The following is a 16,751-nucleotide window of genomic DNA, read 5'->3' as shown; positions in this document are numbered from 1 at the left end:
TCCATTTGCTATTATAAATTGAAACGTACTACAAAGAAAGATTTCTCCCTTCTTCTTTTACAAAATACGTTTACAAAGAAAGAGAAGGTACCTCATTACGAGGTACCTCTTCCTATTTTAAAATATTAGCAATATATGTTTGAAGTTCTTCTACTTTTACTTCTTCAGACTCACCTGTAGCACGTACTTTCACTTCTACAATACCTTCGTCTGCTTTTTTACCAACTGTCACCCGAACTGGAAGGCCGAATAAATCAGCATCAGCAAATTTAACACCTGCACGTTCTGCACGATCATCTAGTAATACTTCATATCCTTGCTCTTGTAATGAGTTGTAGATGTTTTCACCCATTTCACGTTGTGCATCAGACTTCATATTCACTGGAATTACATGCACATGGAACGGTGCAACAGCTTTTGGCCAAACTAAACCGTTCTCATCATTAAACTGCTCTGCAATTGCTGCCACTGTACGAGACACACCAATGCCGTAACAACCCATAATAAGTGGTTGTGTTTTTCCGTTTTCATCTAGGAATGTTGCGTTCATTGCTTCACTATAACGAGTTCCTAATTTAAATACATGACCAACTTCAATTCCGCGTGCGAAAAGAATTGTTCCGTTTCCGTCTGGAGATTGGTCTCCTTCTTGAATGAATCGTAAATCCGTATATTGACTTACTTTAAAGTCACGTTCTGGATTTACATTTACATAATGGAATCCTTCTTCGTTCGCTCCTGAACATCCGTTGACAATTGATGCTACAGCGTGATCAGCAATAATTTCGATATCACCTGTTACACCAATTGGACCTAATGAACCAACTTCACAATTTAATAATTCTTTTACTTCTTCATGAGAGGCAAGCTCAACAACGGAAGCACCGTATACATTTTTCACTTTTACATCGTTTACTTCATGATCACCACGAACAAGTACCACTACTAATTTCTCATCTACTTTAAATACCATAGACTTAATGCACTTTTCAGCTTCGATGTTTAAGAATGCAGATACTTCTTCAATTGCTTTTTGGTCTGGTGTTGCTACTTTTTCAAGCTCTTTTTCTGCTTCGTCACTCTTCGTATACGTAGCTACAACAGGAGCCATTTCGATGTTCGCTGCATAATCAGATGTATCAGAGTATGCAATTGTATCTTCACCAACATCAGATAATACCATAAATTCATGTGTATCTTTTCCACCCATTGCTCCAGAATCAGCAATAACCGCACGGAAATTCAAGCCACAACGAGCAAAAATGTTAGAGTATGCTTTGTATAAGCGATCGTACACTTCATCTAAGCTCTCTTGCGTAGCATGGAAAGAGTATGCATCTTTCATTAGAAACTCTCTTCCACGTAATAAACCGAAACGAGGTCTTTGTTCATCACGGAATTTTGTTTGAATTTGATATAATGTTAACGGTAATTTTTTATACGATTTCACTTCATCACGTACAAGATCCGTAATTACTTCTTCATGTGTCGCTCCTAATGCAAATTCACGAGCGTTACGATCTTTCATACGCATTAATTCAGATCCGTAAGAATACCAACGACCTGACTCTTGCCATAATTCTGCAGCTTGCATCGCTGGCATTAATAATTCTACAGCACCTGCGCGCTCCATCTCTTCTCGAACGATACGTTCTACTTTGTGTAGTACTTTTAATCCAAATGGTAGAAAACTATAAATACCAGAAGCATTTTGACGCATAAAACCTGCACGAAGTAATAACTGATGACTCTTAATCTCCGCATCAGCTGGAACTTCACGTAATGTAGGACTAAATACCATACTTTGTTTCATTTATTCGCACCTCTTCATTTTACTCTTACACGCAGGAAAACCCCTCACCTCGAGTTAGGTGAGGGATTTTATTCTACGAGCTCTATTTCATTATAAGTTTCACTTTATTTTACAAGAAAAACTTACGAATGTCATTCCAAGTTACAACTAACATAAGTAACATTAATAATGCAAAACCAATAAAGTGAACCATTCCTTCTTTTTGACGGTCAATTGGTTTCCCGCGTAACGCTTCAATTAAGAAGAAGAACAAACGTCCACCGTCTAAAGCAGGAACTGGTAGTAAATTAAATAAACCAAGGTTAATACTTAAAACGGCTGCTAAATTTAATACACGCGTAAATCCATAATCTACCACTTGATCTGTAAGATTATAAATTCCTACTGGACCTGACAACTCATTAATAGAGAATTGACCCGTTACTAATTTCACAAGAGATTCAAAAATTAGTTTCGTCCAATAATATGTTTGTTCAAAACCTGATTTAATCGAACCCATTACTGTTTTCTCTACTGGAGTGTAAACACCAATTCTACCAATTTCTTCTTTACCTTCTTTATCAAGCGTTGGCGTTACTTTCACATTAAACTGTTCACTATCACGCTTTACTTGTAACGTAAGTTCTTTATTCGGGTTTTCACGTACAATGGTAACAACATCTTTCCATGTACTTGTGTTTTTCCCATCAATAGCTTGAATTGTATCATTTTCTTTTAATCCAGCTTGCTCTGCTGCACTATTCTCCATCACTTTTCCGACCATTGGTTTGTCAACAGGAACACCTTGTACAAATCCAAGAATCACAAAAATAACAAATGCTAAAATGAAGTTCATTGCAGGACCCGCAAAGATCGTTAAAGCACGTTGACCTAATTTCTTAGAGCCAAACTGTCTATTATACGGAGCAATTTGAATTTCTTCACCAGCAGTAATAATACGGGCCTTTTCATTCACTCGGAATGTTTGAAGCTCTTCCTCGTACTCTTCATAACCCGAAATTGTTAAATTATGCTCTAAATCAGATTGTTCGACTTCAATAACGCGAACATTTGGATACTTTTCATATCCATCAAAAACTAATTTTACAACTTCGTCTTTTTCGTTTAATACAAGTCCAACCTTTTTCCCAGGCTTTAACTCAACTGTATCTGCATCCTCGCCAGCCATTCTTACATAGCCGCCAAGGGGCAGTAATCGAATCGTATACACCGTTTCATTCTTTTCAAATGAGAATATTTTCGGACCAAAACCAATCGCAAACTCACGGCATAAAATACCTGCTCGTTTTGCGAAATATAGATGCCCTAGCTCATGGAAAAATACGAGTGCACCGAAAATTAATATAAAGGCAATCGCTGTATTCAATTCCATACCACCTTTGCTAAATTTGTTCCATCACAAACCGTCTTGTGGCTGCATCAATTTCCAGAATTTCCTCTAAGCTTGGACGTGCAATGACATTGTGATGGTTCATTGCTTTTTCAATGAGGTCTTCCACTGTTAAGAAACCAATTCTCTTTTGTAAAAAAGCTTCAACAGCTACTTCATTCGCTGCATTCATTACAGCTGGCATACTTCCACCTGTTTTTCCAGCTTCATACGCAAAGCGCAAGCAACGGAAACGTTCTTGATTCATTTTCTCAAAATGCAATGTACCCATTTCCCATAAATTTAACTGCTTTGTGTCTGAAAGAGGCAATCGATCAGGATATGTAAGTGCGTATTGAATTGGCACTCGCATATCAGGTGAGCCAAGCTGTGCCATCACACTACGATCTTCAAATTCAACCATAGAATGAATAATACTTTCTTTATGTAAAACAACATCGATTTGCTCATAAGGGATACCGAAAAGCCAATGTGCTTCAATTACTTCTAGCCCCTTATTCATCATTGTAGCAGAATCAATTGTAATTTTCGAACCCATTGACCAGTTTGGATGTCGAAGCGCATCTTCTACGGTCACATGATGCAATTCATCTCTCGTTTTATCACGGAAACTTCCACCAGAAGCCGTTATAATTAGTCGAGAAATTCTTTTTTCATTTTCACCATTCAAGCATTGAAAAATAGCTGAATGTTCACTGTCTACTGGAAGTAACGAAACATTATGTCTTCGCGCTGCTTCCATTACAAGATGCCCTGCAGTTACTAACGTTTCTTTGTTTGCAATTCCAATTGTTTTTTTCGCCTCAATTGCACGAAGTGTCGGTAACAACCCTACGCTACCTACAACAGCATTTACTACTATCTCCGCATCTGGATGTAATGCTACTTCTAAAAGTCCTTCACTACCATATACAATCTTTGTATTACCAGAGACAGCTTGTAATTTTAAAACATCTTCCTCTCTTTGCACAGAGACAATTTGCGGAGAAAATTCTTGAATGACCTTTACTGCGTAGTCAATATTTTTCCCTACAGAAAAAGCAACGAGACGGAATTGGTCTGGGTGCGAGCGTAATACATCTAAAGTTTGTGTACCAATTGATCCGCTTGCACCTAATAAACTAATGTTTTTCATGACTCCAACCCCTCGTTCATTTATTAATTGTATTGTAATAAGAAGTAGAGAATTGGTAAAACGAATAACCAACTATCTGTTCGATCTAATATACCACCATGTCCAGGTAAAATTGTACCTGAATCTTTTACGCCATAATGACGTTTAAATGCAGATTGTACTAAATCACCAATTTGTCCAAAAATAGAAATGATAATTGTCAGCACAATTAAAATTACTACATTCGATTCCACTGGGAAGAACATGTTGTAAACAAGCGCCACAATAATTCCACAAACGATGCCGCCTAATGAACCTTCAATCGTTTTATTTGGACTAATTTCTGGCCATAATTTTCTTTTTCCTAATGCTTTTCCTACGAAATATGCACCTGAATCAGTAGCCCATATAACAAATAATGCGCAAAACACATATTTAATTCCTAAAATTCTCGTTTCATTCAAATATAAGAATCCCATTGCAACATATGTTGTCGCCATTAGTAAAAATGAAGCATTATCAAAAGTAAATGTATTCTTAGAAAGGACTGTATATGATAAAAGTAATAGAACAATCACAAATGTGATTTCTAATTTACCTAATCCAATCCAAGTAAACAGTTCTGATGCACTACTTGGAATTAAAATAATCCATAATAATACTGCAGCTAAAACTGTTGGTACTGAAATAAGCGTAAGCTTATTCATACGAATTAATTCATATAAACCTATAGAAGCAAGTGCATACACTAAAACCGTAAAAGGCACGCCACCGTAAATTACGATGGGAATGAATAGCGCGGCAGCAACCACTCCAGTAATAATTCTCTGTTTCACTACCAAACCCTCTCTTTCTACACGCCTCCGAATCTGCGCCCTCTATGCTGAAAGTCTGTAATCGCATTTAGCAAATGTTCCTCGGTAAAATCTGGCCAATACACATCTGTAAACCAAAATTCCGAATATGCAATTTGCCATAACATGAAATTACTAATACGTAGCTCTCCGCTCGTACGGATTAACAATTCTGGGTCAGGTAAAGAACTCGTCATTAGGTAGGAAGAAAGCATTTCTTCGCTTACATCTTCAACACGAACTTTTCCTTCCTCACTATCTTTCATCATATGTTGCACAGCAGAAACGATTTCATCTCGACTTCCATAGTTTAACGCGAAATTCAGAATTAATCCCGTATTCTCTTTCGTCTCTTCCATGGCCTTCTCCATCGCTCTGCGTGTATGCGTAGGAAGACGATCTTGTTGCCCTATTACACGGACTTGTACGTTCTCTTCAATCAATTCTGGTAAAAATGTACCTAAAAATTCTTCTGGAAGCTTCATTAAATAATCAACTTCCTTTTTTGGTCTTTTCCAGTTCTCAGTTGAAAAAGCATAAAGAGTTAATACTTTCACATTAAGTTTGCTTGCAAATTTTGTGATTTTCTTTACAACTTGCATGCCTTCATGATGTCCCGCAATACGAGGCATCGCTCTCCTCTTTGCCCACCTTCCATTACCATCCATAATAATGGCAATATGTTCTGGGATGTATCCTTTTTTCACTTCTTCAACGAGATGATCAAACGATGTGTCCTTTTTACCTTTAAAAAAAGGAAAGTTTTTAAACATCATTCATACCCTCCAACAAGCAGACGTATGCCTAAAAGTGTAAAAAGACCCCCTTAAGAAGAGGGTCATATTTGCGAAAGTATCGCTATTACACTTCCATGATTTCTTTTTCTTTGTTTTTTGCGATTTCGTCAACTTTTGCAATATATTTATCTGTTTCTTTTTGGATATCTTCAGTATATCCTCTTAAATCGTCTTCTGTAATCTCGCCAGCTTTTTCAAGCTTCTTAAGATCATCGTTACCGTCACGACGTACGTTACGAACAGCAACTTTTGCTTCTTCAGCATATTTTTTCACAACTTTTACAAGATCACGACGACGCTCTTCTGTTAATGCAGGGAATGCAATACGAATTACAGTTCCATCATTAGAAGGGTTTAAGCCTAAATCTGCTTTTAAAATTGCTTTTTCGATATCACCGATAGAAGTTTTATCATACGGTTGAATTACAAGTAAACGTGCTTCTGGAACTGTAATGTTCGCTAATTGCACAACTGGTGTTGGTGCACCATAGTAATCAACTTGTACTTTATCTAATACAGACGCGTTTGCACGACCAGCGCGAACTGTTGCTAATTCGCGTGAATAAGCAGCAACCGCTTTTTCCATTTTTTCATTTGCAGACTTCAATACTTGTTGTCCCATATTTATTTCCCCCTTACAACTGTTCCGATATTTTCGCCTAACACGGCACGTTTAATATTCCCTTTTTCCATAACTGAGAATACAATTAATGGAATATCATTATCCATACATAGAGAAGAAGCTGTAGAATCCATTACACCTAAACCTTCTTTTAATACATCTAAGTAAGTAAGTGTTTCGTATTTCGTAGCTGTTGGGTCAATAGATGGATCTGCATTATATACGCCATCCACATTGTTTTTCGCCATTAAAATTACGTCAGCTTCAATTTCCGCTGCACGTAATGCTGCCGTTGTATCTGTAGAGAAGTATGGGTTACCAGTACCTGCTGCAAAGATAACAACACGTTTTTTCTCTAAGTGACGAACTGCTTTACGACGAATGTAAGGCTCTGCCACTTGACGCATTTCAATTGAAGTTTGTACGCGAGTTTGAATTCCGATGTTCTCCAAGCTATCTTGAAGAGCTAATGAATTCATAACTGTCGCTAACATGCCCATGTAATCCGCTCCTGCACGATCCATGCCCATCTCACTTCCAATTTTTCCACGCCAAATGTTACCGCCGCCAACAACAACAGCAACCTCTACATCTAGTTCTGCAATTTCTTTCACTTGTTCCGCAACTGACTTAATAACAGCTGGGTTGATTCCAAATCCTTGCTCGCCAGCTAAAGCTTCTCCACTTAGCTTTAAAACGACACGATTATATTTCGGTTTACTCATAATGAACCTCCAATTGCTTACATCTTTATTTTAAAAAAGGGAACACAATGTGTTCCCTAATCTGTATTAGTTACTACCTTTTACTTGGTTCATTACTTCTTCAGCAAAGTTGTCTTCGCGTTTTTCGATACCTTCACCAACAGCGTAGCGAACGAATCCTTTTAATGTTGCGCCTTTAGACTCAACGAATTGACGAACTTTCATATCAGGGTTTTTAACGAATGCTTGGTCAAGTAAGCAAATCTCTTCGAAGAATTTGCCTAGACGGCCTTCAACCATTTTTGCAACGATTTTTTCAGGCTTGCCTTCGTTTAATGCTTGTTGTGTTAATACTTGACGCTCATGCTCAACTTCTTCAGCTGTTACAGCATCACGATCGATGTATTTTGGGTTAACTGCAGCGATGTGCATTGCTACGTCTTTAGCAGCCGCTTCATCAGTAGAACCTTCAAGAACTGTTAGAACACCAATGCGTCCACCCATGTGTAGGTAAGCACCGAATGCATCTGCATCAGTTTTTGATACGATTTCGAAACGACGAAGTGTAAGCTTTTCACCAATTTTAGCGATTGCTTCGTTGATGTGCTCTTCAACTTTTTTACCGTTTTCCATTGTTTGAGCCATAGCTTCTTCAACGTTAGCAGGCTTCTTAGCTAATAGGTGAGCAGCTAATTCTTTAATTAATGTTTGGAAACCTTCGTTTTTTGCAACGAAATCAGTTTCAGAGTTTAATTCTAAGATTAAACCGTCGTTACCGTTTGTTTCGATGAAAGTTAAACCTTCAGCAGCGATGCGGTCTGCTTTTTTAGCAGCTTTCGCGATACCTTTTTCACGTAAGAAGTCAATTGCCTTCTCCATGTCGCCGTTAGTTTCTGTTAAAGCTTTTTTGCAGTCCATCATACCTGCGCCAGTTTTTTCACGTAATTCTTTTACCATTTGTGCAGTGATTGCCATACTTTTCATCCTCCTAAAATATGTATTTATACCTTTTATAAAGGTGTTTATACCTTAAAAAAGGTGATAAAAGGCCGAACCCCTTATCACCTTTCCAACTTTGTTACGCAGTAACAGTTTCTTCACCTTGTTTTGCTTCAAGGATCGCGTCTGCCATTTTAGATGTAAGAAGTTTTACAGCACGAATTGCATCATCGTTCGCTGGGATAACGTGATCGATTTCGTCTGGATCACAGTTTGTATCAACGATACCGATGATTGGAATGTGTAATTTGCGTGCTTCAGCAACTGCAATACGCTCTTTACGAGGGTCTACTACGAATAATGCACTTGGAAGACCTTTCATATCTTTAATACCGCCTAAGAATTTCTCAAGACGCTCTAACTCTTTTTTAAGTTGAACAACTTCTTTCTTAGGTAGTACTTCGAAAGTACCATCTTCTTGCATTCTTTCGATGTCTTTAAGACGCTTGATACGCTTTTGGATTGTTTGGAAGTTAGTTAATGTTCCACCTAACCAACGTTGGTTAACGAAGTACATACCAGCACGAGTTGCTTCTTCTTTAATAGCTTCTTGTGCTTGTTTTTTAGTACCTACGAATAAGATGTCTCCGCCTTCAGCAGCGATGTCACGCATAACTTTGAAAGCTTCCTCAACTTTTTTCACAGTTTTTTGTAAGTCGATGATGTAGATACCGTTACGCTCTGTGAAAATGTAACGCTTCATTTTTGGGTTCCAACGACGAGTTTGATGTCCGAAATGAACACCAGCTTCAAGCAATTGCTTCATAGAAATTACTGACATAATATAGTTCCTCCTAAATGGTTTTTGATATCCTCCGTTTACTTCATCTCTAAGCGAAACTACAAACGTAGCACCAACACTTAAATCAGTAAACGTGTGTACTTTGTACTGACACCACTGCTTACTATATCATACTGAAATATTACAATCAAGTCGAAAATGCGAACAATGTAAAACTTTCTTTGTTCATACTCGAATTCTAGTATTACCAACCTACATTTCTTTTAAGCAAAAAAAGTGAAATGCAATTCATGGCCTTTCAAAAAAATGCGATTATGACGCTATGTACGAACAACATCAATCTGTTATACAAAAAAACTCTCCTCAAAAAATGAGAAGAGTTTTATAAATTAGTTTGTTTTTAATTTAGCAAGTTCATGTAAGAATTTGTCGTTTAGTACTTTAATGTATGTTCCTTTCATACCTAAAGAACGCGACTCAATTACACCAGCACTTTCTAATTTACGAAGTGCATTTACGATTACCGAACGAGTGATTCCTACGCGGTCAGCAATTTTACTTGCAACAAGTAAACCTTCTGTTCCGTTTAATTCTTCGAAGATGTGCTCGATTGCTTCTAACTCACTGTAAGATAATGAGCTGATCGCCATTTGAACAACAGCTTTGCTACGTGCTTCTTCTTCAATTTCTTCTGCTTTTTCACGTAAAATTTCCATACCTACAACAGTTGAGCTGTACTCAGCAAGAATTAAATCATCATCTAAGAACTCTTGACCAAGACGAGCTAAAACTAATGTACCTAGACGCTCACCGCCACCAACGATCGGTACGATTGTAGTTAAGCCTTGACCAAATAATTCTTTATTTTCTACTGGGAATGCTGTGTAAGCACTGTTTACATCTAAGTTTGAAGATGTTTCTGTAATGTTGAATAAGCTTTGTGTATACTCTTCTGGGAATTGACGCTCTGCAAGCATTTGTTTCATACGCTCATTCTCGATTTGTTGGTGAATTGCATAACCTAGTAATTTACCACGACGGCTTACTACGAATACGTTCGCTTCGATTACTTCACACATTGTGTCAGACATTTCTCTAAAGTTTACAGGCTTTCCTGCTGCGCTCTGTAATAACGCATTTAATTTTCTTGTTTTTGCTAATAATTCCATTTCAAAAGTTCCTCCTACATGTTACTCACATATTTTTTCATCACTTGGAAACTAGGGCGAGTCACCTGATGACACTATTACAAAATAAACTGGCTCACATCTTTATTTTTAGCAATCGTTGCTAATTTTTCCTCAACGTATTGAGGCGTTATCGTTATTTTCTCTAACGTAATTTCAGATGCTTCAAACGATAAATCTTCAAGGAGCTTCTCCATAATCGTATGAAGTCTTCTTGCTCCAATATTATCTGTATCCTGATTAACTTGATAAGCAATCTCAGCAATCTTACGAATAGCTTCGTCTGAAAATTCAATTTCTATACCTTCAGTCGCTAATAAAGCAATATATTGTTTAATTAACGCATTATCAGGCTCGATTAATATTTTAACAAAATCATCCGTCGATAATTTTGTTAATTCTACTCGAATCGGAAATCTCCCTTGTAATTCCGGAATCAAATCTGACGGTTTAGACATATGAAACGCTCCAGCTGCAACGAATAAAATATAATCCGTTTTTACTGATCCGTATTTTGTCGCAACATTTGATCCTTCTACAATTGGTAAAATGTCACGTTGCACACCTTCACGTGATACATCTACACTATTCGACTGCTTACCAGCAATTTTGTCAATTTCATCGATAAAAATAATCCCGAGCTGTTCAGCACGATAAACAGCCTCTTGTGTAACTTCATCCATATCAATTAAGCGCTGTGCTTCCTCATTTGTCAAGACTTTTCTTGCTTCTTTTACAGAAAGTTTACGTTTTTTTGTTTTTTTCGGCATAAAACTTCCTAATGCATCTTGAAAATTCATCCCCATTTGTTCCATGCCAGTTCCTTGCAGCATATCGAACATGGAAGACTGTTGTTCAGTCACTTCAATCGATACAATTTCATCTTCAAGAAGTCCTGCAGCAAGCTTTCTTTCCACATCTTGACGTTTCTTTTCGATTTCAACATCTTCCTGTGAATCTGTTGTTTGATTCGAATTTTGAGCGCCACCAAATAGCATTTCTAATGGGTTTTTAAATCCAGATTGCTTCTCCGGACTCGGCACTAAAATTTCAACAAGACGTTGGTTCGCTTGTTCTTCTGCTTTGTCTTGTACTTTTACTACCATTTCTTCTTTCACAATGCGAACTGACGTTTCCACAAGGTCACGTACCATCGATTCTACATCTCTACCTACATATCCAACTTCTGTAAATTTCGTGGCTTCAACCTTAATAAAAGGTGCTCCAACGAGTTTCGCCATTCGTCGTGCTACCTCTGTTTTACCAACACCTGTCGGTCCAATCATTAAAATATTTTTAGGTGCAATTTCATCACGTAGATTTTCAACTAATTTACTTCGGCGGTATCGATTTCTTAAAGCTACAGCAACCGCTTTCTTCGCATCCTTTTGACCGATAATGTATTGATCTAATTTTTCCACAATTTGACGCGGAGTAAAATGTAAATGCATATAAAATGCCTCCCTTACGATTCTACAATTCTTCCACAATTATATTGTGGTTTGTATACACACAAATATCGCCTGCAATGTCTAAACTCGCTTTCGCAATTTGCTTCGCTGTTAAATGTTCACTTGCATATTGTTTTAAAGCACGACCTGCTGAAAGCGCATAATTTCCGCCAGATCCAATTGCTAAAATACCATCATCCGGTTCAATCACTTCTCCCGTACCTGAAACAAGGAGCATCGTTGTTTTATCCATGACAATGAGCATCGCTTCTAGCTGACGTAACATTTTGTCACCGCGCCATTGCTTCGCCATCTCAACAGCAGCACGCTGCAAGTTTCCATTATACTCTTCTAATTTCCCTTCAAACATTTCAAAAAGAGTAAATGCATCAGCAACTGAACCTGCAAAACCAGCTAAAACTTTCCCTTGAAAAAGTTTACGAACTTTACGAGCTGTATGTTTCATTACAACAGCATTTCCCATTGTCACCTGGCCATCTCCAGCCATTGCACATTCTCCATTATGATGAACTGCAAATATCGTTGTAGCGTGGAAATTTCCCATAGAAAAAACTCCTTTATATGTTTTTATAGCTTTAAAAGCAATTTATGCCCGTGGGTGATGCTTCATGTAGACAGAACGCAATCTTTCTTTAGAGACATGCGTATAAATTTGTGTCGTAGACAAATTTTCATGACCGAGTAGCTCCTGTACAGTACGTAAATCTGCCCCTTCATCTAACATATGTGTAGCAAATGTATGCCTTAACATATGAGGACTTATACGCATTGTCAGTGAAGCTTTCTTAATGAGTTCATTTAATACATAGCGTACTCCTCGACTTGTCAGCGGCGTGCCTTTCGCATTTAAAAATACCATATGAGATTGTTCTTCAGTTTTCTTGGCTAACTGTTTTCTCCCGTTCTCTATATAAGTAATTAAAGCATCTTGTGCATAGCTCCCGAACGGAATATACCTTTGTTTTTTTCCTTTTCCCATTACTAAAATTGTTCCCACCGCAAAGTCAATATCGGTAAGTTGTAAATTGACACATTCACTCACACGGATCCCGGTCGCATACATCAACTCTAATAAAGCTTGATTCCTTTGACCTAACGGGGTTTCCGTATCAGAAACTTCAAATAATTCCTCTAATTCTTCAGCATATAAAAACTTTGGGATTGACAATTCTTTTTTGGGGAGTGACGCAAGTGCAAACGGATTATCCTTCCGATAACCTTCACGCATCAAAAAACGATATAAACTTCGTAAGCTTGATACTTTTCTTGCGACAGATTTACGGGCTAACTTTTCATCGTGCAACGTCGTTAAGTACAAACGAACATCCGCGTATGTAATATCTAAAAAAGAGGATATGCCTTCTCGCTCCATAAATTGCACAAAATGTTCTAAATCATTTTGATAACTTGCAATTGTATATTTTGAATAATTTCTTTCAATTTGTAAATATCCAACGAATAATTGTAACAATTTCTTCACATTCACACAATTCACCTCAATAAAGGCTACTAAATCGTATCACAACTTAGTAGCCTTTGCAAGAAATTTAACTAAATATTTACAAAATTTCGAATCGTTTCTAAAGCGCGTGCTGCATAGGCTTCATTACGTTCTGCTTTTTTCTTAATTTTCTTCTCTAACGGTGCAAACAGACCGAAGTTTGCATTCATTGGCTGGAAGTTTTTCGCGTTTGTCGCAGTAATATAATTCGCCATACTTCCCATTGCAGTTACAGGTGGCAATACAACCGGCTCTTCACCTTTTACAAGTCGAGCAGCGTTGATACCTGCTAGCAATCCTGAAGCCGCCGATTCAACATACCCCTCTACTCCAGTCATTTGACCAGCGAAGAATAAATCATCACGTTGTTTATATTGGTATGTTGGACGAAGTAAGTTAGGTGAATTAATAAACGTATTACGATGCATTACACCATAACGTACAATCTCTGCGTTTTCCAGTCCCGGAATCAACTGTAACACTTCTTTTTGCGGTCCCCATTTTAAATGCGTTTGGAAACCTACGATATTGTATAACGTCCCCGCTGCATCATCTTGACGTAACTGAACAACAGCATATGGCGTTTTCCCTGTTTTTGGATCTTCTAATCCAACAGGTTTCATCGGTCCAAATACTAGTGTTTGTCTTCCTCTACTTGCCATAACTTCTACCGGCATACAACCTTCAAAGAAAATTTCTTTTTCAAATTCTTTTAAAGGTACTGTTTCAGCAGCGATTAAAGCCTCGTAAAAACGGTCAAATTCCTCTTCCGTCATTGGACAATTTAAATATGCCGCTTCACCTTTATCGTAACGAGATTTTAAATACACTTTATTCATATCAATGCTGTCTTTCTCAACAATCGGTGCTGCTGCATCATAGAAATAAAAGTAGTCTTCACCCGTTAATTCTTTTAATTGCGCAGAAAGATCAGGCGACGTAAGTGGACCTGTCGCAATAACAGTAGGACCTTCTGGAATTTCAGTGATTTCTTCATTCACCACAGTTACGTTCGGATGATTTTTCACATATTCCGTTACTTTTGCCGCAAATTCATGACGATCTACCGCTAAAGCCCCTCCTGCTGGTACAGAACACTCATCAGCTGCACGAATAATAACAGAATCCATTAAACGCATTTCTTCTTTAATAACACCAACAGCATTTGTTAATGTATTTGCGCGAAGCGAGTTACTACATACTAATTCTGCAAATTTATTTGTGTGATGAGCTGGCGTTTGCCTTACCGGTCTCATTTCGTATAATCTTACTTGGACACCACGTTTTGCAATTTGGTAAGCTGCTTCACTTCCTGCAAGACCTGCGCCAATGACGTTTACTACTTGTGTTGTCATATATTTATCACCTTTCCTTTTCTTCCCGAAAAAAATGTGAGCAGTTACGCTCACATTTGTTGTTCTTCTTCATAATCACACGAAATACATTGTACTTGTACGCCTTTTTTCAACTTCTTCTCTACTAGCATACCTTCACACTTCGGACATTTACGGCCAATCGGCTTATCCCAAGATACAAAGTCACACTCTGGATACGTACCGCACCCATAGAAAAGACGTTTCTTTTTATTACTACGACGTTCAATAATTTGACCTTTATCACATTTCGGACAAGTAACACCGATTTCTTTCACAATCGGTTTTGTATTACGACAATCTGGGAAATTCGAGCAAGCCATAAATTTCCCGTATTTACCCATTTTAAAGACCATTGGGTGATTACATAATTCACAATCTTCCCCAGCTGGTTCATCTTTAATTTCCACTTCACGCATTTCTTTTTCCGCTTTTTCTAAACGCGGTTCAAATCCTACGTAGAAATCATCAACAATTTTTACCCAATTCGCATTTCCTTCTTCTACTTCATCGAGGCTTTGCTCCATGTTAGCAGTAAATTCAATGTTAATAATTTCCGGGAAAAACTCTAAAATAAGTTCAATTACTATTTCACCTAGTTCAGTTGGAACGAAGCGTTTATTATCCAAACCTACATATCCACGTTTTTGAATCGTTTCAAGTGTCGGTACGTAAGTCGACGGTCTTCCAATTCCAAGCTCTTCAAGTGTTCTTACTAAACGAGCCTCTGTATAGCGCGGCGGAGGTTGTGTAAAGTGTTGCTTCGGTTCTAAATCCTTCGAAAATACGGTTTCCCCTACTTCTAAAGGTGGCAACATCTTATCCTTTTCTTCAGCCCCATCATCTTTCGACTCTACATACACTTTCATAAATCCTGGGAACTTTACAACCGATCCACTTGAACGGAACTGAACATTATTATTAATGAGTCTCGCTGTCACAGTATCCATTATAGCAGACGCCATTTGACTTGCAACAAATCGCTCCCAAATCAATTTATACAATCGAAGTTGGTCACGACTTAAGAAACTCTTTAGTTCCTCTGGCTTTCTCATTACCGAAGTAGGACGAATTGCCTCATGCGCATCTTGTGCGTTCGACTTCTTCGTTTCTTTCTTCTTTTCTGTTCCTATGTATTCCGTACCAAACGCCTCAGTAATGTACGTACGTGCCTCTGTTTGAGCTGTTTCTGAGATACGTGTTGAATCAGTTCTCATATACGTAATAAGACCTACAGTTCCTTGTTTTCCAAGATCAATTCCTTCATACAATTGCTGCGCAAGCATCATCGTTTTCTTTGCTCGCATGTTTAACTTACGCGCCGCCTCTTGTTGCAAGGAAGATGTTGTAAATGGTAATGCTGGATTACGTTTTCGCTCTTTTCTCGTTACATTTTCAACTGAGAACGCATTATCTTTCAGCCGTTCAATTATTTCATTCACTTGTGTTTCATTCGTTAATTGAACTTTTTCACCATCTACACCGTAAAAGCTTGCTTCAAATGTGTCTTTCCCTTTCACAAATTCTGTCTTAATTGTCCAGAATTCTTCAGGCTCGAAACTTTGTATTTCTCTTTCACGTTCGATAATTAAACGAACTGCTACAGATTGTACGCGTCCTGCACTTAATCCTTTTTTTACTTTCTTCCATAATAAAGGACTAATATTGTAACCAACAAGACGATCTAGTATACGTCTTGCTTGTTGTGCATCTACTAAATTCATGTTAATCGCGCGAGGATGTTTGAATGATTCTTTTATTGCATCTTTTGTAATCTCATTAAACACAACTCGGCAATCTGATTCAACATCCACATTTAACGTATTGGCTAAATGCCAAGCAATAGCTTCCCCTTCGCGGTCTGGATCGGCCGCGAGATAGACTTTCTTTGCTTTTTTTGCTGCTGATTTTAAGTCTTTTAAGACGGGACCTTTACCACGAATGGTAATATACTTCGGGGTGAAGTTGTTCTTTACTTCTATCCCCATTTGGCTTTTAGGTAAATCGCGAACGTGTCCCATAGACGCGACAACTTTGTATTTTTTCCCTAAATATTTCTCAATGGTCTTCGCCTTAGAAGGCGACTCCACGATTACGAGGTAATCTGACATGCTAGTGCCTCCTTAAGAGGTGGATTCAAGTCTTCATTAATCTTATTGATTTCTCTTGTTTTTGTCAATCAA

At 37.9% G+C, this 16,751-nt stretch carries 15 protein-coding genes; all 15 read right to left on the bottom strand.

Going from position 1 to position 16,751, the window contains the following annotated elements; genetic code table 11:
- Positions 1-112: 112 nt before the first annotated feature.
- The 15 genes from QCI47_RS08820 to topA all read right to left on the bottom strand — a co-directional run bounded on the left by QCI47_RS08820 (position 113) and on the right by topA (position 16,679).
- Positions 113-1,813 carry a proline--tRNA ligase gene (locus tag QCI47_RS08820; protein ID WP_000814314.1) on the bottom strand — a complete coding sequence of 567 codons (1,701 nt, stop codon included), beginning with the start codon at positions 1,811-1,813 and terminating at the stop codon, positions 113-115.
- 109 nt (positions 1,814-1,922) lie between these two features.
- Positions 1,923-3,179 (bottom strand): RIP metalloprotease RseP, encoded by a 1,257-nt coding sequence (rseP, locus tag QCI47_RS08815; protein ID WP_001090249.1) that lies wholly within the window; start codon positions 3,177-3,179, stop codon positions 1,923-1,925.
- A gap of 16 nt (positions 3,180-3,195) precedes the next feature.
- The gene (dxr, locus tag QCI47_RS08810; RefSeq protein WP_061185434.1) at positions 3,196-4,338 is read right to left on the bottom strand and encodes a 1-deoxy-D-xylulose-5-phosphate reductoisomerase; all 1,143 of its coding nucleotides are present in this window, start codon (positions 4,336-4,338) and stop codon (positions 3,196-3,198) included.
- A 23-nt stretch (positions 4,339-4,361) separates the two neighbouring features.
- Positions 4,362-5,153: a phosphatidate cytidylyltransferase gene (cdsA, locus tag QCI47_RS08805; RefSeq protein WP_000813584.1), complete on the bottom strand. Its 792-nt coding sequence runs from the start codon at positions 5,151-5,153 to the stop codon at positions 4,362-4,364.
- Positions 5,154-5,170: 17 nt separating this feature from the next.
- A complete protein-coding gene (uppS, locus tag QCI47_RS08800; protein ID WP_000971301.1) occupies positions 5,171-5,947 on the bottom strand; it encodes an undecaprenyl pyrophosphate synthase in 777 nt (258 codons plus the stop codon).
- A gap of 85 nt (positions 5,948-6,032) precedes the next feature.
- Positions 6,033-6,590: a ribosome recycling factor gene (gene frr / locus QCI47_RS08795; protein ID WP_000531500.1), complete on the bottom strand. Its 558-nt coding sequence runs from the start codon at positions 6,588-6,590 to the stop codon at positions 6,033-6,035.
- A gap of 2 nt (positions 6,591-6,592) precedes the next feature.
- A complete protein-coding gene (gene pyrH, locus QCI47_RS08790) occupies positions 6,593-7,315 on the bottom strand; it encodes a UMP kinase (protein WP_000042663.1) in 723 nt (240 codons plus the stop codon).
- A 66-nt stretch (positions 7,316-7,381) separates the two neighbouring features.
- Positions 7,382-8,269 (bottom strand): translation elongation factor Ts, encoded by an 888-nt coding sequence (gene tsf, locus QCI47_RS08785; protein ID WP_001018580.1) that lies wholly within the window; start codon positions 8,267-8,269, stop codon positions 7,382-7,384.
- Between the two features lie 103 nt (positions 8,270-8,372).
- Positions 8,373-9,074, bottom strand: coding sequence for a 30S ribosomal protein S2 (rpsB, locus tag QCI47_RS08780; protein WP_000111483.1), 702 nt, complete (start codon positions 9,072-9,074; stop codon positions 8,373-8,375).
- Positions 9,075-9,424: 350 nt separating this feature from the next.
- A complete protein-coding gene (gene codY / locus QCI47_RS08775; RefSeq protein ID WP_000421288.1) occupies positions 9,425-10,204 on the bottom strand; it encodes a GTP-sensing pleiotropic transcriptional regulator CodY in 780 nt (259 codons plus the stop codon).
- Between the two features lie 77 nt (positions 10,205-10,281).
- A complete protein-coding gene (gene hslU, locus QCI47_RS08770; protein WP_309422549.1) occupies positions 10,282-11,673 on the bottom strand; it encodes an ATP-dependent protease ATPase subunit HslU in 1,392 nt (463 codons plus the stop codon).
- A gap of 22 nt (positions 11,674-11,695) precedes the next feature.
- The gene (hslV, locus tag QCI47_RS08765; RefSeq protein ID WP_000526271.1) at positions 11,696-12,238 is read right to left on the bottom strand and encodes an ATP-dependent protease proteolytic subunit HslV; all 543 of its coding nucleotides are present in this window, start codon (positions 12,236-12,238) and stop codon (positions 11,696-11,698) included.
- Between the two features lie 42 nt (positions 12,239-12,280).
- A complete protein-coding gene (xerC, locus tag QCI47_RS08760) occupies positions 12,281-13,180 on the bottom strand; it encodes a tyrosine recombinase XerC (protein WP_001101228.1) in 900 nt (299 codons plus the stop codon).
- 65 nt (positions 13,181-13,245) lie between these two features.
- Complete coding sequence (trmFO, locus tag QCI47_RS08755) at positions 13,246-14,550, bottom strand: FADH(2)-oxidizing methylenetetrahydrofolate--tRNA-(uracil(54)-C(5))-methyltransferase TrmFO (protein WP_353811749.1); 1,305 nt, start codon at positions 14,548-14,550, stop codon at positions 13,246-13,248.
- A gap of 50 nt (positions 14,551-14,600) precedes the next feature.
- Positions 14,601-16,679, bottom strand: coding sequence for a type I DNA topoisomerase (gene topA, locus QCI47_RS08750; protein ID WP_001286973.1), 2,079 nt, complete (start codon positions 16,677-16,679; stop codon positions 14,601-14,603).
- Positions 16,680-16,751 lie beyond the last annotated feature (72 nt).

It is taken from the genome of Bacillus cereus group sp. RP29 (assembly GCF_040459765.1).
GTDB lineage: Bacteria > Bacillota > Bacilli > Bacillales > Bacillaceae_G > Bacillus_A > Bacillus_A paranthracis.
The sequence above is the reverse complement of the archived record's forward strand: the minus strand, read 5'-3'. Positions and strand labels throughout refer to the sequence as shown.